General features: G+C 72.0%; 23 protein-coding genes. 9 read left to right on the top strand and 14 right to left on the bottom strand.

Annotated features, from left to right (window positions below; all coding sequences use genetic code 11):
* The first annotated feature begins 625 nt into the window (after positions 1-625).
* Positions 626-1,213, top strand: coding sequence for a TIGR03086 family metal-binding protein (locus AB0J76_RS08140; protein ID WP_352320072.1), 588 nt, complete (start codon positions 626-628; stop codon positions 1,211-1,213).
* Between the two features lie 213 nt (positions 1,214-1,426).
* Here the strand turns inward: AB0J76_RS08140 and recQ are convergent, their stop codons facing one another.
* Both recQ and AB0J76_RS08130 read right to left on the bottom strand, forming a co-directional pair.
* A complete protein-coding gene (recQ, locus tag AB0J76_RS08135) occupies positions 1,427-3,265 on the bottom strand; it encodes a DNA helicase RecQ (RefSeq protein ID WP_352320074.1) in 1,839 nt (612 codons plus the stop codon).
* Between the two features lie 64 nt (positions 3,266-3,329).
* Positions 3,330-4,550, bottom strand: coding sequence for an MFS transporter (locus AB0J76_RS08130; RefSeq protein WP_352320076.1), 1,221 nt, complete (start codon positions 4,548-4,550; stop codon positions 3,330-3,332).
* Positions 4,551-4,625: 75 nt separating this feature from the next.
* On the opposite strand from AB0J76_RS08130, the gene AB0J76_RS08125 reads away from it, so the two are divergent.
* The 3 genes from AB0J76_RS08125 (at position 4,626) to AB0J76_RS08115 (ending at position 6,055) form a co-directional block, all read left to right on the top strand.
* Complete coding sequence (locus AB0J76_RS08125) at positions 4,626-5,387, top strand: SDR family oxidoreductase (protein ID WP_352320078.1); 762 nt, start codon at positions 4,626-4,628, stop codon at positions 5,385-5,387.
* 28 nt (positions 5,388-5,415) lie between these two features.
* Positions 5,416-5,661: a type B 50S ribosomal protein L31 gene (locus AB0J76_RS08120; RefSeq protein ID WP_352320080.1), complete on the top strand. Its 246-nt coding sequence runs from the start codon at positions 5,416-5,418 to the stop codon at positions 5,659-5,661.
* A gap of 154 nt (positions 5,662-5,815) precedes the next feature.
* Complete coding sequence (locus AB0J76_RS08115; RefSeq protein ID WP_352320082.1) at positions 5,816-6,055, top strand: DUF3040 domain-containing protein; 240 nt, start codon at positions 5,816-5,818, stop codon at positions 6,053-6,055.
* 81 nt (positions 6,056-6,136) lie between these two features.
* Here AB0J76_RS08115 and AB0J76_RS08110 read toward each other — a convergent pair whose 3' ends face one another.
* The 4 genes from AB0J76_RS08110 to AB0J76_RS08095 all read right to left on the bottom strand — a co-directional run bounded on the left by AB0J76_RS08110 (position 6,137) and on the right by AB0J76_RS08095 (position 8,735).
* Positions 6,137-6,409 carry a DUF6343 family protein gene (locus AB0J76_RS08110; RefSeq protein WP_352320084.1) on the bottom strand — a complete coding sequence of 91 codons (273 nt, stop codon included), beginning with the start codon at positions 6,407-6,409 and terminating at the stop codon, positions 6,137-6,139.
* Positions 6,410-6,421: 12 nt separating this feature from the next.
* Positions 6,422-7,123: a maleylpyruvate isomerase family mycothiol-dependent enzyme gene (locus AB0J76_RS08105; protein WP_352320085.1), complete on the bottom strand. Its 702-nt coding sequence runs from the start codon at positions 7,121-7,123 to the stop codon at positions 6,422-6,424.
* Between the two features lie 17 nt (positions 7,124-7,140).
* Positions 7,141-7,824: a DUF4344 domain-containing metallopeptidase gene (locus AB0J76_RS08100; RefSeq protein ID WP_352320087.1), complete on the bottom strand. Its 684-nt coding sequence runs from the start codon at positions 7,822-7,824 to the stop codon at positions 7,141-7,143.
* A 170-nt stretch (positions 7,825-7,994) separates the two neighbouring features.
* Entirely contained in the window at positions 7,995-8,735 is a 741-nt protein-coding gene (locus AB0J76_RS08095) for a hypothetical protein (protein ID WP_352320088.1), read from the bottom strand.
* A 190-nt stretch (positions 8,736-8,925) separates the two neighbouring features.
* Between AB0J76_RS08095 and AB0J76_RS08090 the strand changes: the two genes are divergently transcribed.
* The 3 genes from AB0J76_RS08090 (at position 8,926) to AB0J76_RS08080 (ending at position 11,297) form a co-directional block, all read left to right on the top strand.
* Positions 8,926-9,798: a PfkB family carbohydrate kinase gene (locus tag AB0J76_RS08090; protein WP_352320090.1), complete on the top strand. Its 873-nt coding sequence runs from the start codon at positions 8,926-8,928 to the stop codon at positions 9,796-9,798.
* A gap of 191 nt (positions 9,799-9,989) precedes the next feature.
* Positions 9,990-10,979 (top strand): LacI family DNA-binding transcriptional regulator, encoded by a 990-nt coding sequence (locus tag AB0J76_RS08085; protein WP_352320092.1) that lies wholly within the window; start codon positions 9,990-9,992, stop codon positions 10,977-10,979.
* Positions 10,980-11,036: 57 nt separating this feature from the next.
* Positions 11,037-11,297 carry a hypothetical protein gene (locus AB0J76_RS08080; protein WP_352320094.1) on the top strand — a complete coding sequence of 87 codons (261 nt, stop codon included), beginning with the start codon at positions 11,037-11,039 and terminating at the stop codon, positions 11,295-11,297.
* A 4-nt stretch (positions 11,298-11,301) separates the two neighbouring features.
* Here the strand turns inward: AB0J76_RS08080 and AB0J76_RS08075 are convergent, their stop codons facing one another.
* A complete protein-coding gene (locus AB0J76_RS08075; RefSeq protein WP_352320096.1) occupies positions 11,302-12,174 on the bottom strand; it encodes a LysR family transcriptional regulator in 873 nt (290 codons plus the stop codon).
* A gap of 82 nt (positions 12,175-12,256) precedes the next feature.
* Here AB0J76_RS08075 and AB0J76_RS08070 point away from each other — a divergent pair, with 82 nt between their 5' ends.
* The gene (locus AB0J76_RS08070) at positions 12,257-13,018 is read left to right on the top strand and encodes an SDR family oxidoreductase (RefSeq protein ID WP_352320098.1); all 762 of its coding nucleotides are present in this window, start codon (positions 12,257-12,259) and stop codon (positions 13,016-13,018) included.
* A 13-nt stretch (positions 13,019-13,031) separates the two neighbouring features.
* Here AB0J76_RS08070 and AB0J76_RS08065 read toward each other — a convergent pair whose 3' ends face one another.
* Genes AB0J76_RS08065 through AB0J76_RS08040 form a run of 6 tightly spaced genes read right to left on the bottom strand, consistent with a single transcriptional unit; the run spans position 13,032 to position 19,351 of the window.
* A complete protein-coding gene (locus AB0J76_RS08065; protein WP_352320099.1) occupies positions 13,032-13,889 on the bottom strand; it encodes a phosphotransferase in 858 nt (285 codons plus the stop codon).
* An 18-nt stretch (positions 13,890-13,907) separates the two neighbouring features.
* The gene (locus AB0J76_RS08060) at positions 13,908-14,903 is read right to left on the bottom strand and encodes a LacI family DNA-binding transcriptional regulator (RefSeq protein WP_352320101.1); all 996 of its coding nucleotides are present in this window, start codon (positions 14,901-14,903) and stop codon (positions 13,908-13,910) included.
* A gap of 32 nt (positions 14,904-14,935) precedes the next feature.
* Entirely contained in the window at positions 14,936-16,306 is a 1,371-nt protein-coding gene (locus tag AB0J76_RS08055) for a GH1 family beta-glucosidase (protein ID WP_352320103.1), read from the bottom strand.
* Entirely contained in the window at positions 16,303-17,106 is an 804-nt protein-coding gene (locus AB0J76_RS08050; protein ID WP_352320105.1) for a carbohydrate ABC transporter permease, read from the bottom strand. The genes AB0J76_RS08055 and AB0J76_RS08050 overlap by 4 nt, the downstream gene beginning before the upstream one ends.
* Positions 17,103-18,062 carry a sugar ABC transporter permease gene (locus tag AB0J76_RS08045; RefSeq protein WP_352320107.1) on the bottom strand — a complete coding sequence of 320 codons (960 nt, stop codon included), beginning with the start codon at positions 18,060-18,062 and terminating at the stop codon, positions 17,103-17,105. The genes AB0J76_RS08050 and AB0J76_RS08045 overlap by 4 nt, the downstream gene beginning before the upstream one ends.
* Complete coding sequence (locus AB0J76_RS08040) at positions 18,059-19,351, bottom strand: extracellular solute-binding protein (RefSeq protein ID WP_352320108.1); 1,293 nt, start codon at positions 19,349-19,351, stop codon at positions 18,059-18,061. Before AB0J76_RS08040 ends, AB0J76_RS08045 begins: the two co-directional genes overlap by 4 nt.
* A 161-nt stretch (positions 19,352-19,512) precedes the next feature.
* On the opposite strand from AB0J76_RS08040, the gene AB0J76_RS08035 reads away from it, so the two are divergent.
* Positions 19,513-20,523: an alpha/beta hydrolase-fold protein gene (locus tag AB0J76_RS08035; protein WP_352320110.1), complete on the top strand. Its 1,011-nt coding sequence runs from the start codon at positions 19,513-19,515 to the stop codon at positions 20,521-20,523.
* Here AB0J76_RS08035 and AB0J76_RS08030 read toward each other — a convergent pair.
* Positions 20,507-21,403: a serine/threonine-protein kinase gene (locus AB0J76_RS08030; RefSeq protein WP_352320112.1), complete on the bottom strand. Its 897-nt coding sequence runs from the start codon at positions 21,401-21,403 to the stop codon at positions 20,507-20,509. The genes AB0J76_RS08035 and AB0J76_RS08030 overlap by 17 nt on opposite strands.
* Between the last annotated feature and the right edge of the window lie 31 nt (positions 21,404-21,434).

The following is a 21,434-nucleotide window of genomic DNA, read 5'->3' as shown; positions in this document are numbered from 1 at the left end:
CTCGGGCGGGCGTCGATGCTCAGGGTGGCGGTTGGGGTCAGGCTCGGGCTGGGGAGGGGGCCGGCACCGGTGCTCGGGCCGGAGGCGGCGGTAGGGGTGGCGTCGGCGGTCGGGCCGGAGGCGGCGGGCGGAGTGGCGTCGGGGGTCGGGCTTGAGGGCCCGCTCCCGTCTCCGCTCGGCGTGATGCCCGAAGACGCGCTCACCGAGGACCCGGCGCCGCCCTCACCTCCGTACGAGGACCCGGCGCCGCCACTTGCCCCCGTCGCCGTCCCGGAACCCCCGGCCGTCGCACACCCGGCCCCCGCCAGAAGCGCCGCCACCGCAAACACCGCCATCTTCCTCATGCCCTCACCTACCCCCCACCCGCCCGAAAGGTTCCAACGGGGGAGCACCAGGCCCGACCAGCGGCACCCGCTCCTTGCCGATCCAGGACGATCTGGCCGCCGCACCAGAAGCCCGCACTCGCGCTCCTCCCGGCGCCCCCTTACGGCGTCATCGTGCCGCCGCCGGCGACCGCTGGAAGGCCCGGCCCATCCGCTCTGCCCGCCGGGCGTGAACGGCACTTCGTCGCCAGGGCCGATGATTTTCCGCTTCCCTCAAGGTCTGTATGTATCGAGGAGGCGACATGGACGAACGGGCACGGGCATTGACGGCAGGGGTGGCGTTGCTGGAGCGGGCCATCCACTACACCTTGGGCAGCCTGCGCGTGGTGAGCCCACACGTCCTGTGCCGGCCCACCCCGTGCTCCCGCTGGAACCTCCAGGAGCTCCTGGACCACATGCAGGACTCCTTCGAGGCCCTGAACGAGGCCGCGCTCGGCCGCATCGCCACCGCCCGCAGGCCGGTGCCGGTCGGCGGGCCGGCGTCCGGGAACCCGGCGCTGCTGCTCAGGGACGGCGCGACGGAGGTGCTCGACACGTGGACGGGAACGATCCGGGCCGGGATGATCGCGGTGGGGAACGTGCCCATGACGACGCCGATGGTGGCCGCGGCGGGCGCCATCGAGATCACCGTGCACGGCTGGGACATCGCGCGGGCCTGCGGCGAACGCCGCCCGATCCCGCACGCCCTCGCCGAAGAGCTGCTGGACCTGGCCCAGCTCTTCGTCACCGACGAGGACCGCCCGTTCCGGTTCGCCGCCCGGCTGCGGCCGCCCCCGCTGGGCACCGCCCAGGACCACCTTCTCGCCTACCTCGGCCGCGACCCGAACTGACGGCATGACCGGCCCCCCACCCGGCGGCGGCACCCCGTACGATCAAAGAGGGACACCGGGGCCCGGATCCGTCCGGCCGGTCGCGGGCCACGCGCCTCGACCAGGTCGGCCAGCGTGATGGCGACGACCGTTCTTCGTGCGGCCGTCGCCATCACCCCGAACCGTGGCCCGCCCAACGCCAAGCGGACCCGGACGGGGCTGACCGGGACGGCGTCAGGCGTCTTCTGTGCCCGCCGCCCCAACCACTTCCAGGACCTGCTCTCCGTATTTGGCGAGTTTGTTCTCCCCGACCCCGTTGACCCTGCTCAGCTCCGCCAGCGAGGACGGCGACGACGTGGCGATCTCCCGCAGCGTGGCGTCGTGGAAGATGACGTACGCGGGCACGCCCTGCTCCTTGGCGACCGCGCCCCGCCAGGCCCGCAGCCGCTCGAACAGCGGCACCGCCTCGGCGGGCAGCTCGGCGGCCGGCTGGCCCTTCGCCCCGGACGACCCGGACGACGACCTGGACGCCCGGGACGCCGGACGGGCCGTGTCGCGGCGCAACGGCACCTCCCGCTGCCCGCGCAGCACGTCGGCGCTGGCGTCGGTGAGCACCAGCGTGCCGTGGTCGGACTCCACCGCGAGCAGGCCCTGCGCCAGCAGTTGCCGGACCACGCCGTGCCACTCGGCGTTGCCCAGGTCGGTGCCCACGCCGAAGACGGACAGCGAGTCGTGGCCGTGCTGGAGCACCTTGGCCGTCTTCTTGCCGAGCAGGATGTCGACCACCTGCCCGACGCCGAACTTCTGGCCGCGCTCCCGCTTCAGCCGCAGCACGGTGGACAGCACCTTCTGGGCGGCGATCGTGCCGTCCCAGGACTCGGGCGGGCTCTGGCAGGTGTCGCAGTTGCCGCAGGGTTCGGCGCTCTTCTGCCCGAAGTAGTCGAGCAGCATGACCCGGCGGCAGCCGGCGGTCTCGCACAGCGCCAGCATGGCGTCGAGGTGGAGGACCTGGCGGCGGCGGTGGGCCTCGTCGCCCTCCAGGGCCATGCGCCGGTGCTGAACGACGTCTTGCAGGCCGTAGGCCATCCAGGCGGTCGCGGGCAGGCCGTCGCGCCCGGCGCGGCCGGTCTCCTGGTAGTAGCCCTCGACCGACTTGGGCAGGTCGAGGTGGGCGACGAAACGCACGTCGGGCTTGTCGATGCCCATGCCGAACGCGATGGTGGCCACCACGATCAGCCCGTCCTCCCGCAGGAAGCGGGACTGGTGGGCGGCGCGGGTGCGGGCGTCGAGGCCCGCGTGGTAGGGCACCGCGGCGATGCCGTGGTCGGTCAGGAACGCGGCGATCTTCTCCACCGACGAGCGCGACAGGCAGTAGACGATGCCGGAGTCGCCCGGGTGCTCGGTGCGCAGGAAGTCGAGAAGCTGCCGCTTGGGGTCGCTCTTGGACGTGATGCGGTATTGGATGTTGGGCCGGTCGAAGCCGGCCACGAAATGGCGGGCCTGGTCGAGGCCGAGCCGGGTGGAGATCTCGGCGTGGGTGGCCGGGGTGGCGGTGGCGGTCAGCGCGATGCGCGGCACCTGCGGCCAGCGCTCGCGCAGCTCCGACAGGGCGAGGTAGTCGGGGCGGAAGTCGTGGCCCCACTGCGCCACGCAGTGGGCCTCGTCGATGGCGAACAACGAGATCTCGCCCTTGGCCAGCAGCCGCATCGTGGCCTCGACGCGCAGCCGCTCGGGGGCGAGGTAGAGCAGGTCGAGCTCGCCGGCCAGGAACTCCGCCTCCACGAGCTGACGCTCGTCGAAGTCCTGGGTGGAGTTGAGGAAACCGGCCCGCACGCCGAGCGCGCGCAGCGCGTCGACCTGGTCCTGCATGAGCGCGATCAGCGGCGAGACGACGACCCCCACCCCGGGGCGCACGAGCGCGGGGATCTGGTAGCACAGCGACTTGCCGCCGCCGGTGGGCATGAGCACCAGCGCGTCGCCGCCGCCGACGACGTGGTCGATGATCTCCTGCTGACCCGCCCTGAACGAGTCGTAACCGAAGACGCGGTGGAGAGCCTCGGTGGGGGTATCCATGCGGCTACCTTACGTGGTCGTCGGCCGACGTTCCGTCAGTTCCGCCGACGGCGGACCGCGGGTCTCAGGTCGGCTCGGCTGGCAACGCGGCCTGTCGCTCCGGCGCCCGCCCGTACCGATCGTAGGCCACCAGCGAGAGCGCTCCGAGCACGCAGGCCGCCGCCACCGAGGCCATCACCGCCGGGTATCCGGCGACCTGCGCCACCGCCGCCGACAGCAGCGGGGCCACGGCCTTGGACACCGTGACGGGCAGGGCGAGCGCGCCACTCAGCGTCGCGTACGCGGCCGTGCCGTACCGGTCGGCCAGCAGGGCGGGACGGGCGATCGTGGCCACCCCGAACCCCAGCCCGAACAGCACCACCCCGGCCACCGCCCCGGCCGCGCTGTCGCCCGCCAGCGGCAGCAGCAGCGCGGCCACCCCCTGGACGGCGAACATCGCCGCCGTGACCAGCGCCACCGGCCACCTGCTCTGCAGCCCCGTCGTGACCAGCCGCCCGGTCACCGACAACACGCCGAGCAGCCCGGCCACGCTCGCCGCGAACAGCGGCGGATGCCCGAGCGCGATCAGGTACGTCACCAGCAGCACCCCCATGACCGCCACCGCGCCCGTCTGGGCCAGGAAGGCGGCCACCAGCAGCCAGAACGGCCGTTCGCGCAGCGCGGAGCCGACGATCGCGCGACGCCGGGCCGGCGGCGCGGACGTCCCCCGCCCCCGCACGGCCAGCGCGTGCAGCGGCACGGCCGTCAGCGTGTACCCGGCGGCCAGGACGACCAGCGCCTGCCGCCAGCCGTACCGGTCCACGAGGAACCCCGTCAGCGGCAGGAAGATGCTGGAGGCGAACCCGGCCACCACCGTCACGGCGAGCAGCGCGCGCGCCCGCCGGGCCGGGTCGAAACCGGCGACGATCACCGCGAAGGCGGCCTCGTAGAGCACCATGGCCGAGGCGATCCCGAGCGCCGCGCACGCCAGGTAGAGCTGCGTCACGGTGCGCACCTGCGACCAGGCGAGCACCGCGAGCCCGCCCAGCAGCGACCCGGCCGTCATCAGCGCGCGCCCGCCGTGCCGGTCGAGCAGGCGTCCGACGAAGGGCGCGACCAGCGCGGACACCAGCACCGACACCGTGATCGCGCCGGTGAGCTGGGCGACCCCGGTCCGCAGGTCGCGGGCCATCGGCGGGATGAACACCGAGAACGCGTAGTAGAGCACGCCGTAGCCGGCCGTCTGCGTGATCGCGAGCGCCCCGACCACGCGGGCCGGCGACCTCGGACCGGATACGGCGATCACGTCCTGGTTCGTTCCCGTTCACCAGCCGGAAATACGGTGAGAAGGGTCACTCCGGGAGCGAGTAGCGTCGGACGCATGAGTCTTTCCTACGTGGTGACCGGCGGCGGGCGTGGCATCGGGAAGGCCGTGGTCCAGCGGCTCCTGGGGGAGAAGGACACCGTCGTCGTCATCGACCGCGACGGCGGCTCGCTGTCCTGGACGGGCCCGCGCGTCATCCCCGTGGTGGGCGACGCGGCCGACGAGGAACTGGTCTCCTGGGCCGCCGACCGGGCCGAGGAGGCCGGCACGCTGGCGGGCTGGGTCAACAACGCGGCGATCTTCCGGGACGCCTCCGTGCACGACGCCCCGATCGCCGAGGTCAGGCAGCTGATCGCGGCCAACCTGGACCTGGCGCTGGTGGGCTGCGCGGTCGCCGTCCGCCGCTTCCTCGCGGCGGGCACGCCGGGCGCGATCGTCAACGTCACCTCCCACCAGGCCACGCGGGCGGTTCCCGGCAGCCTGCCCTATGCCACCGCGAAGGCCGCGACCGAGGGCCTGACCAGGTCGCTGGCCGTCGAGTACGGCCGGTACGGCATCAGGGTCAACGCCGTCGCGCCCGGCTCGGTGGCCACCGAGCGTTACGAGGACTTCCTGGCCTCCAGGACCGCGGACGAGGTGGTGGACGTCGAGCGCGAGATGGCCAGGGTGCACCCCCTCGGCCGGGTCGCCTTCCCCGGCGAGGTGGCCGCGGTCGTGGCGCACCTGCTCTCGCCGGACGCCTCGTTCGTCAACGGGGCGACGATCCCCGTGGACGGCGGCCGGACCGTGCTCGGGATGGACCCGGAAGCGAGGGAATGAAAACCATTGCCACCGGGTTGAGAGGGGCATGAAGAAGAACCTGCACCCCTCGTACCGTCCGGTCGTCTTCCGCGACCCGAGCGCCGGCTTCGCCATCCTCACCCGCTCGACCCTGACGAGCAGCAGGACCGTCGAGTGGGAGGACGGCAGGACCTACCCGGTCGTGGACGTCGACGTGTCGTCGGCCAGCCACCCGTTCTACACCGGCCGCAGCCGCGTCCTCGACACCGAGGGCCGCGTCGAGCGCTTCAACCAGCGTTACGGCAAGAAATGACAGCCAAGGCTTGACCCGCCCCCGTCCGTTCCGCGCCTTCCGGCCGGAACGGCCGGGGGTTTCGGCATGTCACGCCAAGGAGGCGCCGGGCGGGCATGCCGGGGCTACCGGTGGGTACAAGGCTTTCACCGGCGTGGGAGCAATGGTGATCGCGATGGGTCTCTCTGGAAGGGAACGCCGCATCCTCGCTGAGATCGAGCAGGGGCTCGAACGGGACGACCCCGAACTGGCCCGGCGCGTGGCGGCGATCAACAAGATCGAGTCCGACGGCATCGACTACCCGCAGGCCTACGGTGACCGGCTGCGAGTGTGGGCGCTGACCCATGTCTGGATCATCTTCGGGGTGGCCGCCGCGGTGATCCTGCTGCTCCTGCTGGCCGTGCTCACCACGTGACCCGCCGTGCTCACGACCTGACCCACCGTGCTCACCACCTGACCGGCCGTGCTCACCACCTGACCGGCCGTGCCCGCCTTCTCACCGGCCGTGCTCACTACCTGACCCGCCGCCCGACGGCCCGGCGCGCCGGCGTCTGAGCACCGCCAGGTCCACGGCGGCCACCACGGCCACCGCGGCGGCCAGGGCGGCCTCCCAGACCCACACCTGCTCACCCGTGGCCATCGCGCGGATCACGAAGAAGACCGCCGCGGCCGCGGCGACCACCAGGGCGATCCACGACAGGGCCCGCCTGGCGCGCAGCGGGCTGCGCGCCGTCACCGGCTCGGTGCCCGCACGGTTGCGCAGCCACATCCCGCTCTCCTCTCAGGCCAGGCACCGCAGCGCGGCGGCGACCCGCGGGTCGAGCCCGTCGGTCGGCAGCCGCCCCACGGTGGCCTCCACGAACTCCGGGTACGACAACGACGCGCTGCCCTGGTCGACGCTCACCCAGATCTGCTCGGCCGTCTGCTCCACCTGAGCCCTCGACTCCTGCTCGGCCAGCACGAACCGCCCGACGGCGACCCGCCAGAACGTCCGGTCGTCGATCTCCTCCTGCGCCACCGGCGCGCCGACGTCGTCGGCGTGGGTGGCGTACTCGGAGTCGTAGTGGAAGGTCTGCAACCCCACCGGGTACGGGCCCGCCGCCGTGTCGATCAGCGCGTCGGGGCCGAGGGCGCGCATACGCTCGCGCGTCTCGCCGTTCTTGGTGCGCCACTCCTGGAGCACCTCCTCGACGGGCAGGTCGCGGCGCTGCCGTACGGTCCACTCGTTGAAGTCGTTGAACCCGGTCACCCCCTCGGCGGCCACCCGGGTCAGCAGCTCCTGCACGGTGCCGTCGAGACAGGCGTGGTTGTACGCCTCCTCACCCGCCAGATGGGCCAGCACGTCGCGCACCGACCACCCGGCGCAGCGGGACGGACGCGCCCAGCCCGCCTCGTCGAGCCCGTCGAAGAACCGGTCGAGCCGGGCCGCCTCGGTGTCGAAGATGTCGAACGGGTCGAAGTCCCTGAGCAGCTCCTCAGCCATACATCCGGACGTACCCCTCAGGCCCCGACTTTCACGGCCAGCGACCCCAGTTCCGCCCTGGCCCGCTCGTACTCGGCGCGGCACGACGGGACGCGCTGGGCCGGCACCCAGCCGCCCTTGGCGATGCGGGCGTACTTGACGGGGTCGGCGCCGTACAGGAGGCAGGCGAACGTGGCGGCGGCGGCCGTTCCCGACAGGTGGTCGGCGTGGGTGTGGGCGGCCAGCAGGTGGCGGGCCTCGGCGGCGGCCACCACGTGGCCGCCGTCGCGCGCGGCGAGCGTCAGCGCGGCGAACCGGTCGGCCCGCGGCTCGCCGGCGGGCAGGCCGTTGAGCGCGGCCAGGGCGTGGCCGAGCTGGTGGTGGTAGAGGGCGGCCAGCGCGCCGTCCACGCGGGCGGCGGTGGTGCGCCGGTCGGCCTCCTCCGTCTCGGAGATGCCGGTGAGCGTGCGGTCGATCTTGGCCACCAGCGAGTAGCAGATGGTGATCCGCCGCCGGTCGCCGTTCCAGGTGGCGCGGGGGGCGTCGCAGCCGCGGGCGACGACCTGGACGCCGCCGAGCCGGGTGCGCAGCACGCCGCTGTCCTTCAAAAGCTGCCTCGCGTGCTGCTCCCGGGCCGTGCCGGCGGGTTCGTAACGGACCGAAGGGGCCGCCCCCAACGTGCTCGTCAGGCTCAGGACGAGGGCGATCAGGGGGTGGGGCATGTGGGGGCTCCTGTCGGATCGACGCCGGGGACCGCGAGGCGGCTGGCCGCCTCTTTTGCAAATGGGTCAGTCCATGCGGCGATCCGCTGATCGATAAACCTCTCCGGCAAAAGAATCCGGAAATGCCGGAGGCCCGGCTCCCCGCAGGGGAACCGGGCCTCGGCGATCAATCAGTGGTGGTGCCAGGAGCGGTAGACCTTGACGTAGTCGCGACGGCTCTCGGAGCTGTTGAGCTCGTCGTCACCCTCGAAGACGGCCTTGAACGTGCCGCTCTTCCAGGCGCGGGTCTTGGTGGCGAACTTGCCGCCCCAGGACGTCTTGGCCGAGGCGACCCACTTCCAGCCGCTGGAGCCGTCGGCGCGGTAGTAGACGCTGACCTTCTCGCCGCGCAGGCCCTCCCAGCCTTCGTCATCGACCTGAAGGCGACCGGAGAAGTAGATCGAGCGGCCCTGACGGACCTTGTAGGGGTCGGCCGTGAAGCGCGTGATGCGGGTGTCGGCCTTGCCCTTCTGGATCTCGACGGCGAAGAACGCCGAGTCGGTGGCGACCTGCTTGTTGTCCTTGTCGAAGGCCACGGCGGTGGCCTTCCACTTGCCGGCGAAGTCGCCCTCGGTGAACGGGACGGCGAAGCGCCAGCCCTCGAGGTCCTTGACGTCCTTGGCACGGAAGGTGCGGACGTCGCCCTCCGGAGCCACGCTCAGCGTGACCTTCTTGACGTCGGAGCTGGCGCCGATGTCGAAGTACGCGGTGGTCTCGCTGCCGGCCTTCACCACGACCGGGTTGGGGGTGATGTCACGGATCTTGAGTTCGGTGGCGTGCTTGGTCGCGGTGGCGGAGGCGGCGCCCGCGCCGGAAACCAACATGGCCCCGCCGACGAAGGCGGTGATGATTCCTACTGCGATCTTTCTCATGAGGGTGCTGATTCCTCTCGCCGTATCGACTCGAAGCCGGCACCGGGGCGCGCCGGCTTCCTCTACTACTTTGAGGCACGAGTTGGGGAAAAGGTTCGCTAAAGATACAGAAAATATTTGATCACGGTCCCAACCAGGACTTATGCGAAAAAATCAATCCGCGCAGTCGTGACCAACTACAGTCTGGCTCATGACGGACGTCTACGCGCTCGGCGAGCCGCTCGGGGTGGTCTCCAGCGGCCGGGTGCGGCACGAGAACGAGGCCAGACTGGACGTCTGCGGCCCCGAGTTCACCCTGGTGATCGCCCTGTCCAGACTGGGCCACCGATGCGCGTACGCCGCCCGGGTGGGGGACGACGAGCTGGGCGCCAGGGCGCTGACCGTGCTCAAGGGCGAGGGCGTGGACGTCGAGGACGTGCGGGTGGTCGAAGGGGCGCGTACCGGGATGGTGCTCAGGGAGGTGCGCGTCGGCCGCGAGCCGGTGACCGCCCAGTACCGCACCCGCTCGGCCGGGTCCCGGCTGTCGCCCGGCAACGTGCCGATGGACCGGGTGGGCGCCGCCAAGATGCTGCACGTGACGGGCGTCACGGCGGCCCTGGGCAGGGACGCGCTCGACGCCGTGCACGCCGCCATGGGCGCGGCGCGGACGGCCGGGGTGATGATCTCCTTCGCCGTCGACTACGTGCCCGAGCTGTGGCCCTCGGTCCGGGAGGCCGAGGAGGTGCTCGGCGAGCTGGCCTGCCGGTCCCACCTGCTCTTCCTCGCCCAAGACGAGCTGGACCTGGTCAAGCCAGCCCTCACCCCCGAGCGCGAGGTGGTGGTCGACCGGGGCGCCAAGGGCGCCAGCGTGCGCGCCGACCGCATGCGTTACGACGTGGCCGTCCCGCAGGTGCCCGTGGTGGACATGGCGGGCGCGGGGGAGGCGTTCGCGGCCGGTTACATCAGCGCCGCGCTCGACGGCCTGACGCCGCAGGAACGGCTGCACCGGGGCGCGCTGCTGAGCGCGGCGGCGATGACGAGCGTGAGCGACTGGCAAGGCTTGCCGTCCAGGGCGGAGTTGTGACGCAGGATTTCGCAACCGCTTGACGTGATTGCGCAAACATTTGACTGGTCATTGTCGTGCGGCACTCCGCATTTCCCCCGTCCGCTGCGCCGAAATTGCCGGGAAGGCTGCTCTGGGCGGGAGTGGGAAGGGGGGGCGAGGGTTACGTAAGTGATCGCAAGCGTTTGCGCGGGAGGCCGTATAGTTTGCGCATGACGCGACGACTCGCAGAGGTGGCGAAGAAGGTCGGGGTGAGCGAGGCGACGGTCAGCCGCGTGCTCAACGGCAAGCCGGGTGTGTCCGACGCCACCCGCGAGGCCGTCCTGACCGCGCTCGACGTGCTCGGCTACGAACGTCCCACCCAGTTGCGCGGCGACCGCGCCCGCCTGGTCGGCCTGGTGCTCCCCGAGCTGCAGAACCCGATCTTCCCCGCCTTCGCCGAGGTCGTCGGCGGCGCGCTGGCCCAGCAGGGATTCACCTCGGTGCTCTGCACCCGCACGGTCGGCGGCGTCTCCGAGGCAGACTACGTCGATCTGCTGCTCCAGCAGCAGGTCAGCGGCGTGGTCTTCGCCGGCGGCCTCTACGCGCAGGCCGACGCCTCGCACGACCACTACGAGCTGCTGCACGAGCGCAAGCTGCCGACCGTCCTGGTCAACGCGGCCGTCGAGCGGCTGGACTTCCCGCAGGTCTCCTGCGACGACGTGGTGGCCGCCGAGATGGCCCTGTCCCACCTGCGCGCGCTCGGCCACGAACGCGTCGGCATGGTGCTCGGCCCGAAGGACCACATGCCCTCCCGGCGCAAGCTGGAGACGTTCCAGGCCCGCGGCGGCGACCCGCGGCTGGTCGAGCACACGATGTTCTCCCTGGAAGGCGGGCACGCGGCCGCGTCCAGGCTGGTCAAGCAGGGCGTGACCGGCGTGATCTGCGCCAGCGACCTGCTCGCGCTCGGCACGGTCCGGGCGGCCAGGCGGGCCGGCCTCGACGTCCCGGGGGACGTCTCGGTCATCGGCTTCGACGACTCGGCGCTGATGAACTGCACCGAGCCGCCGCTGACCACGGTCCGCCAGCCGATCGACGCGATGGGCCGGGCCGCCGTCGACCTGCTGGTGGCCCAGATCGACAAGGCCGTGGTGCCCGCCGACGAGCTGCTGTTCGAGCCGGAGCTGGTGGTCAGGGCCTCGACGGCGCGGGCCCGCGGCTGACCGGAGCCGCCGTGCACCTCCTTGGTCACGGCCTCGACTTCCCGTACATTCGGGCGAATGTGGATCGAGCGGGCCAGGGAGCTCTACGAACGCGGGATCTACGCAGGGGACGACGCCGCGCTCGCCGCGTCCGACCGTGAACTGGACGCGGTCGAGGCCGCGTCCAACCAGGTCGGGCTGATTCATATCGCGGTCGCCCAGGGGCGGCACGACGAGGCGCTGGCGCTCGCCGACGAGGCCCGCGCCCTGGCGAAGTCGTGCGGCGCCGACCGCGTGGCCGCCCACGTCGAGGAGGCCCGCGCCACCATTCCGACCTGACCCGTCACGCGCACAGGCAGCGGACGAACTCCCGCACCAGCGCGCGCACCGACGGCCTGCGGTCGTCGCGCCGCCAGACGATGGCCAGCCTGCTCGGCGGCAGGCCGGTCACCGGCCGCGCCACCACGTCGTCGCGCCGGTAGAGCTCGGCGTTCCCGGCCGAGACCAGCGCGACGGCCCGCCCGGACGCCACCACCTCGAACGCCTCCTCCGCCGTCTCCGCCTCCGCCCCGACCAGCGCCGGGCCGGTGCGCCGGTCGGCGGCCAGCCAGAAGTCCCGCATCGGCCCCGCCGTGCGCGGCAGCGCGACGAACGGCTCGCCGGCCAGCTCGGCCAGCCCGACCTCCGCCCGCCCGGCCAGCCGGTGCCCGGCGGGCAGCGCCACCCACCGCTCCTCGGTGCTCACCACCGTCCAGTCGTAGACGCCGTCGCCGGGGACGGGCAGCCAGGCGACCGCGACGTCCACCTGCCCGTCGCCCAGCCCCACGGTCGGGTCGGCCCAGGTGATCTGGCGGAAGCGCAGCTCCCACCCCGGCAGCGCCTCCACGATGGACGGCACCAGCCCCCGCCCGATCCGCGTCTGGAACCCCACGGTCAGCGTGCGCTCCTCGCGCGCCGAGGCCACCGCGCGCCGCGCGTCCTCCCACTGCTCGATGATCTGCCGGGCCAGCGGCAGCAGCGCGGCCCCGGCGGCGGTCAGCGCGACGGTCCGCCGGTCGCGGTCGAACAGCCTGGCCCGCAGGGACAGCTCAAGCTGCCTGATCTGCCTGCTCAGCGAGGGCTGGGAGATGAACAGCCGCTCGGTGGCCGCCCGCGTGAAGCTCAACTCCTCCGCGACCGCCACGAAATACCGCAGATCCCGGATATGGGCATCCATAGCAAGAAGCTATAACAGCCGGTCTTGGACGCCCGCGGCGTCCCCGCCGCACGATGGAGCTCCACCGATGAAGGAGCACGCATTGAGTGAGTTCGCAGGCAGGACCGCGCTGGTCACGGGGGCCTCGCGCGGCATCGGACGGGCCGTGGCGCGACGCCTGGCCGCCGGCGGCGCCCGGGTGATCGTCCATTACGCCACCAACGACGACCTGGCCAAGGAGACGGTCGCCGAGATCGAGCACGCCGGCGGCCAGGCGTACGCCGTCAAGGCCGCCTTCGAGGACGGCGTGGACGCCCTGTTCGACGGACTGCGCGACGACCGGCTGGACATCGTGGTGAACAACGCCGCCATCCTGGGCGGAGTGCTGAACTCGGTCACGCCCGAGCAGTTCGACCGGGTGTTCGCGGTGAACGTGCGGGCGCCGTACTTCGTGATCGAACGGGCGCTGCCGCTGCTGAACGACGGCGGCCGGATCATCAACGTGTCCTCGGCGGTCGTGCGCATCGCGCTGCCCGACGTCGTGTACTCGATGACCAAGGGCGCGCTGGACACGCTCGGCTTCACCCTCGCCCCGCTGCTCGGCCCGCGCGGCATCACCGTGAACACCGTCTCCCCGGGCGTCACCGAGACCGACATGAACGCCTGGCTGCGCGAGGACCACGACGGCGTCGCCGAGCGGCGCGTCACCGAGGTCACCGCGCTCGGCCGCATCGGCCGTCCCGAGGACATCGCCGACGCCGTGGCGCTGCTGGCCCGGCCGGACGCCCGGTGGATCACCGGCCACGTGCTCGACGCCACCGGCGGCTACTTCCTCGGCCCGGCGCAGGGCGTCGTACCGGTCTGAGAACGGGCCCGGGTCAGCGGCCGGCGGGGTCGCGCAGCCATTCGTCGAGGACGGCGCGGGCGGCGGCCCGCTCCTCGGGGAAGCGCCGCGCCCTGACCAGCCTCCACAGGACGGCCTGCAGCGCCCGCGCCTCCGCGAACACCGCCAGGGCCGGGTCGCCGGGATCGGCGCCGTAGGCGCGCACGGCCGCGCGGCCGTCGAGCCGCACGGTCCCGAGCAGGCAGGCCAGGTCCCAGCCCACAGGCCCGTACGTGGTCTCCTCGAAGTCGTTCCACAGCAGGCCGGCGGGCGTGACCAGCACGTTGCCCGGATGGGCGTCGCCGTGCACGGCCTGCCCGCCCTCCGGCAGCCGGGCCGCCAGCCCGGCGCGGGCCTCGGCGAGCCGGGCCGACACCGCCGGCTCCAGGTCGGCGGCGAGCACCCGGAGCAGGTGACCGGGCTCGTCGAGGACCGGCCCGAGGCGCGGCAGCGCGCCCGGATACCCGCGCAGCGCCTCGTGCAGCTCGCGCAGCGCCCGCCCGAACACCTCGGGCGTCACCGGCCGCGACCCGTCGTGCTCGACGTGCCGCCAGTACGACACCAGCGCCCCGCCGCGCTCGTGCACCCGCGCGGGCAGCAGGTCGCTCGGCGGCACGACCGGCGCACCGCGCTCGTGCAGGAACGACACGACCGCCAGCTCCCGCCGCATCGCCTCCTCGGGCCGGAGCCGGGCCAGGGCGGTGACCGTGGGCACCCGCGCCACGACCGGCGCCGGCCGCAGGTGGACGCGCAGGTTGTAGGAGTCCTTCAGCACGACGGGCTCGCGCACCGTGAGGCCGTGCTCCTCGGCCACCGCGACGGCGGCGGCCACGGCCTCGCCAACGGAGATCACCGGGCGGCTGCGGCGGGCTCAGGCCGACTCACGGACCACCAGCTCGGTCGGCAGGATCACCGGCTCCCGCGAGCCGCCCTCGAACAGGCCGAGCAGCAGCCGGACCATGGCCGCCGCCTGCTCGGCGATGGGATGGCGCAGCGTGGTCAGCGGCGGCTCGGTGTACTTGGCCGCCTCGATGTCGTCGAACCCCACCACCGCGACGTCGTCGGGCACCCGCCGCCCGGCCTGGCGCAGCGCTTGAAGCGCGCCGACCGCCATCAGGTCGTTGCCCACGAACACGGCGTCGAGCGCGGGGTCGTCGCCGAGGAGCTGGCGCATCGCGATCGCGCCCGACTCCCGGGTGAAGTCGCCCACGGCCACGATCGAGCGGCGGTCGGAGTCGCGCAGCACGTTGCGGTAGCCGGTCAGGCGGTCCTGCCCGGCGATCATGTCCTGTGGGCCGGCGATGGTGGCGATCCTGCGCCGTCCGGACTCGACCAGGTGCCGGACGCCCGCCTCGGCCCCGCCCACGTTGTCGTTGTCGACGAACGGGATGTCGACCGGCACGGCCGGCCGCCCGTAGGAGACCACGGGCACGCGCAGGCGCGACAGCGCGGCCGGCAGCGGGTCGGCGCCGTGCATGGAGATCAGCATGACGCCGTCGACGTGGCCGCCCGAGATGTACCGCTCCACCCGGGCGTGGCTCTTGGGCGAGGAGGCCAGCATCAGCACGACCTGCTTGTTGACCGCCTCCAGCTCGTAGCTGGCCGACCTGATCGCCGTGGAGAACATCGGGTCCTCGGAGAAGACCCGGGTGCCCGGCTCGCTGACGACCAGGGCGATCGAGTCGGTGCGCTGGGTGACCAGGCTGCGCGCCGCCGAGTTGGGGATGTAGCCCAGCTCGTCGATGGCGCGCTGCACGGCGTCGCGGATGTGCGGCGCGACGGTCGTCTGGTTGTTGACGACCCTGGAGGCGGTCGCGCGGGAGACGCCCGCGCGGGCGGCGACCGCCTCCAGCGTCGGGCGTCTCATGACTGCACCAAGAGGGAGAGCACGGAAAAAATCTACAGGCCGTTCCTGCCGATCACGTCGCGGTACCACAGGGCGCTGTCCTTGGGCACCCGGGTCTGCGTCGCGTAGTCCACGTGCACGATGCCGAACCTGCGCCGGTAGCCCTCGGCCCACTCGAAGTTGTCCAGCAACGACCACACGAGGTATCCGCGCAGGTCGGCGCCCGCCTCGACGGCCCGGTGCAGCTCGCGCAGATGCCCGTCCAGGTACGCCACGCGCTCGTCGTCGTGCACCCTGCCGTCCTCGACCAGGTCGTCGAAGGCCGCGCCGTTCTCGGTGACCATGAGCCCGACCTGCGGATAGTCCTTCGAGAGCCGGACGAGCAGCCGGGACAGGCCGTCGGGCACGATCGGCCAGCCCATCGCGGTGACCGGCGCGTCCGCCGTGGTGAAGCGCACGCCGTCGGAGCCGGGCCAGGCGGCGTCGGCGGGCAGCCCCGGGCCCGACTCGACCACGCACGGGTTGTAGTAGTTGACGCCGACCAGGTCGATCGGCACGTTGATCAGCTCCAGGTCGCCGTCGTGCACGTGCGCGGTCCCGCCGTTGCGGGCCGCCGCCGCGAGGACCTCCTCCGGGTACCTGCCGTGCACCGCCGGGTCGAGGAACTGCCTGGTCAGCAGGGCGTGGACACGTTCGGCGGCGGCCGCGTCCGCCTCGCCGGCGACCGCCGTGGGGTCGTTGACCTGGGCCGGGGTGAGCACCGGCGCGGAGTTGACCACGAGCATGATGCTGCGCGCCCCCGCCGCCCGCAGCCGGCTCGCCGCCAGGCCGTGGCCGAGCAGCAGGTGGTGGGCCGCGCGCATGGCCTGGCCCGGGTCGCGGCGGCCGGGCGCGTGCACGCCGTTGCCGTAGCCGAGGAAGGCCGACACCCAGGGCTCGTTGAGCGTCGTCCAGTGGGTCACCCGGTCGCCGAGCCGGTCGTGCACGGCCTGGGCGTAGTCGGCGAAACGGTAGGCCGTGTCGCGGTTCGTCCAGCCGCCGTGGTCTTCGAGGGCTTGGGGAAGGTCCCAGTGATAAAGCGTGACATAGGGCGAAATTTCGGCGGCTAGTAGTTCATCTACGAGCTTGTCGTAGAAGGCGAGGCCGCGCGGGTTGACCGGCCCGGCTCCCTCCGGCTGCACGCGCGGCCACGCCACCGAGAACCGGTAGGCCCGCAGCCGCAGCTCGCGCATCAGCGCGACGTCGTCCTTGTACCGGTGGTAGTGGTCGCAGGCCACGTCGCCGGTGTCGCCGCCGGCGACCTTCCCGGGGGTGTGGGAGAAGGTGTCCCAGATCGACCGGCCGCGCCCGTCCTCCTTGACCGCCCCCTCGATCTGGTAGGAGGCCGTGGCGGCTCCCCAGACGAATTCCTCGGGAAACTTCATCCCTTAACAGCTCCTTGCATGATTCCACCGATGATTTGCCTGCCGAACAGCACGAAGACCGCCACGAGCGGCAGGACGCCGACCGCCGTGCCCGCCAGGCCCAGCACGTAGTCGTTGACGTAACCGCTGGCCAGCGTGGACAGCGCCACCTGGACGGTCGGGTTGTCCGGGTTCAGCACGACCAGCGGCCAGAAGTAGTCGTTCCACGCCGACATGAACGTCAGCATGCCGAGCACGGCCGCCGCCGGCCGTGCGGCGGGCAGCACGACGTGCCAGAACAGGCCCCACGTCGTGCACCCGTCCACCCGCCCGGCCTCCAGCAGCTCGTCCGGCAGCGCCCGGGTCAGGTACTGGGTCATGAAGAACACCCCGAACGCGTTGACCAGCGCCGGCACGATCAGCGCGTAGTCCGTGCCGGTCCACTCCAGTTTCACCATGAGCAGGTAGAGCGGGATGATGCCGAGCTGGGCCGGGACCATCATGGTGGCCACGGTGATCACCAGCATGGCGTTCCTGCCCCGGAACCTCAGCTTGGCGAAGGCGAACCCGGCCAGCGTCGAGAAGAACATCACCGCGACCGCGATCGAGCCCGCCACGATGACCGAGTTCAGCAGCGCCAGCCCGAACGGCACGGTGTCGAACACGCGGGCGACGTTGGCGAGGAGGTTCCCGCCGGGCAGCAGCGGCGGCGGGACCTCGGCCAGCGCCGAGTTGTGCCGCGAGGCCACCACGACACTGTAGTAGAGCGGGAAGGCGGAGAAGAAGGCGACCGCGATGAGGGTCAGGTAGCGCAGTCTCATGTCGTGCCGCCCTTCACCCGGCGGCTGATCAGGAAGTTGATCCCGGCGGCGACCACCACGACCAGGAACATCAGCCAGGACGCCGCCGAGGCGTACCCGAAGTCGAACTTGGTGAAGCCCTGCTCGTAGACGAACAGCGCGAGCGTCTGGTACTGGCGGTCCGGGCCGCCGCTGGCCGCGCCGCCGCCCGCGCCGCTGCTCTGGCCGAACAGCAGGGGCTCGGCGATGATCTGCATCGCGCCGATCGTGGAGACGATGACGACGAAGATGATCGTCGGCCGGATCATCGGGATGGTGATGCGGCGCAGCTGGGTGAAGCTGCTCGCGCCGTCGAGGGTGGCGGCCTCGTACAGCTCGCGCGGCACGGCCTGCATGGCGGCCAGGAAGATGAGCGCGTTGTAGCCGGTCCAGCGCCACATGATCATCACGGAGAGCGCGATGTGCGAGGTGGCGGTGCCCGCCGCCCAGTCGATCTTCCCGATGCCGACCCACGACAGCACCCAGTTGATCAGCCCGAAGTCGCGGCCGAAGAGCTGGCTGAAGATCACCACCACGGCCACCACGCTGGTGACGTTGGGCAGCAGCATCGAGATGCGCAGCAGCGTCTGGAAGCGCAGCCGCCGGTTCAGCAGGTGGGCCAGCCAGACGGCCAGCAGGAGCTGCGGCACGGTGGACAGCACGCCGATGGACAGCGTGTTGAAGGTGGCGTTCCAGAAGTAGCCGTCGGCCAGCAGCGTCTGGAAGTTCTTCGCGCCGACGAACGTGTGCTCCTCCGACAGCAGGGTCCAGTCGTGCAGGCTCACCCAGGCCGTGTAGACCAGCGGGAACAGCCCGAAGGCGCAGAACAGCAGGAAGAAGGGGGCGACGTAGGCGTACGGCGACACCCTCACGTCGAGGGTGTGCCGCACGCCACGCCGCCGGTGCCGGGCCGGCGCCGACAGCGGGAGCGTACTCATTTGATCTTCTGGACGTCCTGGAGGACCTGCGCCCACGCCTCGTCGGGCGTCTGCTTGCCCTGCTCGACCCGGCCGAGCCCGTTGCCGATCGCCACCCGGACGTCGGCCTCCTTGGGGCCGAGGTGCTGCGGCTTGAGCGCCTTGGCGGCGTCGGAGTAGATCTTGCCGATGGGGGCGTCGCCGAAGAACGGCTTGGTGAAGTTCTGGATCGAGGGGTCGTCGTACAGCGCCGGGATCGACGGGAACGTGCCCTCCTCCTTGAACACCTTGGCCTGGTTCTCCTTGGAGGTCAGGAAGTCGATCAGCTCGGCCGCCTCCTTCGGGTGCTTGCTCTGCTTGGGCACCATCAGATGCGAGCCGCCGCTGTTGCCCGAACCGCCCGGCACGGTCGCGATGTCCCACTTGCCGGAGGCGTCCTTGGCCTGCTCCTGGATGAACCCGGTCATCCAGGCGGGGCAGATGATCGTGGCGAACGAGCCCTTGGCGAAGCCGGTGTTCCACGGCGGGGTGAAGGCGGCCAGCTTGGCGGTCAGGCCCTCCTGGGTGAGCTGGTTGGACAGGTCCCACGCCTTCTTCACGTCGGGGTTGCTGTCCACGATGATCTTGTCCTGGGCGTCGTACAGGCCGACCGGAGCCTGGTTGACCATGGCGCGGAAGATCTCGCCGGGGGAGTCGACGAACTTGGCGCCGGCGACGTTCGCGGCGCCGAACTTCTTGCCGGTCTCGATGTACTGCTCCCAGGTGGGCCAGAGAGCGCTCACCGCGGCCCGGTCGCTCGGCAGCCCGGCCTTCTTGAACAGGTCCTTGCGGTAGCACATCGCCAGGCCGCCGACGTCGGTGCCGAGGCCGAGGAGCTGCTGTCCGTCCTTGCTGAGGCCCTGCTGCCACTTCCAGTCGAGGTAGTCGCCCTGGCGTTTGTCCAGCCCGTACTGCTTGAGGTCGACGAACTTGCCGGGCTGGGAGGTGAAGGTGCTGATGTAGCCCACCTCGACGGCCTCGACGTCACCAGCGCCGGCGTTCGTGGCCAGGCGCTTGACCAGGTTGTTGTGGTGGTCGTTGAACTGGGTGACGGCCTCGGTGATCTCGATGTTCGGGTGGGTCTTCTTGTACTCCTCGTAGAGCGGCTTGAAGCCGAAGTCGCCGAAGAGGCCGATGGACAGCTTGATCTTCTCGCCGGGCTTGGCGCTCGCCTCGGTGGTGGGGCCTGCGCCGCCACCGCAGGCCGTCGCCAGCGCGAGCAGGGACGCGGCGAGCACGGGCAGGGCGAGCCGCCGGACACGAGGGGTCATGGAAACCCTCCTGGGGGAGAACGGGGGATGTGAGAGAGCGCTCTCTCGCCAGATTCGCGGCCGTCACGCCGCCCTGTCAACGGGGTCCGCATAACGATCGGCGTTACCGAGAGAGCGCGTTCAGGGCCGGGCCGGGAGGGGGTGGGGTAGGGTGCTGCAACGTGTCCGACCGGACTGAGGAGCGGCCCGCCGTGACGAGCGACCTTCCGCCCGAGACCCTGCAGGTTCCGCGCCCCGGTGCGCCCGGCCGGAGCGGCACACCCGTCACGCCCGTCGTCGCCCGGCTCGACGACGAGCACGACGCGGTCACGTTCCTGTGGCACGGTCCCGCCCGTGAGGTGCGCGTCCTGGCCGGCAGGCTGCGTCCCGACGGCATCGACGCCCTGCTGGAGCGCGCGCCGGGCCTCTGGAGCCGCACGTTCCGCGTGCGGCGCGGCTGGCGCGCCTCCTATCACCTCCAGGTGGACGGCGCACCGGTCGCCGACCCGCTCAACCCCCGCCTGTGGCGGGGCTTCTCGATCGCGGAGACGACCCCGTCGTCACCGTGGCTGGTTCCCGGCCGACGCCGCCACCGGCTCGTCCGCGAGCCCGCCGGGTTCCGGTACGAGCCCGCGCTGCCGCCGGTCGGCTCGCTGGTGGCGCTCGACGGCGAGGAGTGGACCGAGGACCTGCCCGTCATCCTCGACAACCTCATCGCCGCCGGCCGCATCCCGCCGGTCCGGGCCTGGCTGGTCGAGTCGGGCCCCGAGCGCACGGCCCGGCTCACCTGCGACCCCGGGTTCGTGGACGCCCTGCCCCACGACGGCTTCACCGTGATCGCCGGCCAGAGTCTCGGCGGGCTCACCGCCGTCTACGCCGCCCACCGGCATCCCGGCAGGTTCGCGGCGGCGGTGTCGCAGTCGGGCTCGTTCTGGTGGCCGGACGGCCCCGAGCCCGAACGGCTGACGGGCGAGCTGGCCAGGGGCCCGGCGCCGCGCGTGCACCTCCAGCTCGGCAGCCTGGAGGACGACGACATGCACGGCCCGACCGAGCGGCTGCGGGCCGTGCTCGGCGCGGCGGCGGACTACCGGGAGTTCGAGGGCGGCCACGACCGCTACTGCTGGCGCGACCGCCTGGGGGACGCCCTGATCGCCGCCTTCGCCGCGCTCCCGGGCGCTACGACCGGCGGCTGAGCACGCGGCCCACCATGCGGGCGTACATGCGGCCGGGGCTCGGCGCCTCGGTCAGGAAGCCGGGCAGCATCGGCAGCTCGACGGCGAAGGGGGCCAGCCGCTCGTACAGCTCGTCGGCGTCGGCCGGCCGGTTCTCCGGCTGCTTCTCCAGCAGCTCGGCCAGGAGCGCGCCCAGCTCGTCGGGAAGCCCGGGGATGGCCGGCGGACGCTCCTTGACCTGCTGCTCGAACACCACGTAGTCGGTCGGCCCGGTGAAGAGCTGGTGCCCGGTCAGCATCTCGTGCAGGACGCAGCCGAGCGAGTACAGGTCGCTGCGCGGCTCGGCCACGCCGTGCTGGATCTGCTCGGGCGCCATGTACGCCGGCGTGCCGAGAATCTGGCCGATGCGGGTGAACGTGGTGACGTCGGCGTCCCGCAGCAGCGCGAGCCCGAAGTCGAGCACCTTGACGCTGCCGTCGGGGCAGAGCATGAGGTTGGTCGGCTTGAGGTCGCGGTGGCAGATCGCCAGGGCGTGGGCCGCCGACAGCACCGCGCACGCCTGGGCCGCGATGGCCGCCGCCCACGGCACCGGCAGCGGGCCGTGCTCGCTGACCACGTCGGCCACGGTGACGCCCTCGATGAACTGCATCACCTGGTAGAGCCGCTGCTCGTGGGTGCCGAAGTCGTAGAGCACGGGCGCGCCCGGATGTTCCAGCCTGGCCAGGATGCGCGCCTCGCGGATGAACCGGCGTTCCAGCTCGTGGTCGGGGCCGCTCGGCAGCCTGAGCAGCTTCACCGCCACCCTGCGGTCGAGGTGGCGGTCGTGGCCCGCGTAGACCGCGCCCATCCCGCCCTGCCCGAGGGGGAGGTCGTCGAGCTCATAGCGGTCGCCGATGACCATTCGCCCCTCCACGCAGCCTTTCGGGAAAAAC

It is taken from the genome of Nonomuraea sp. NPDC049624, assembly GCF_040675255.1.
Taxonomy (GTDB): Bacteria; Actinomycetota; Actinomycetes; order Streptosporangiales; family Streptosporangiaceae; genus Nonomuraea.
Note: the sequence above shows the minus strand (reverse complement) of the source record. Positions and strands in the feature narration are given on the sequence as shown.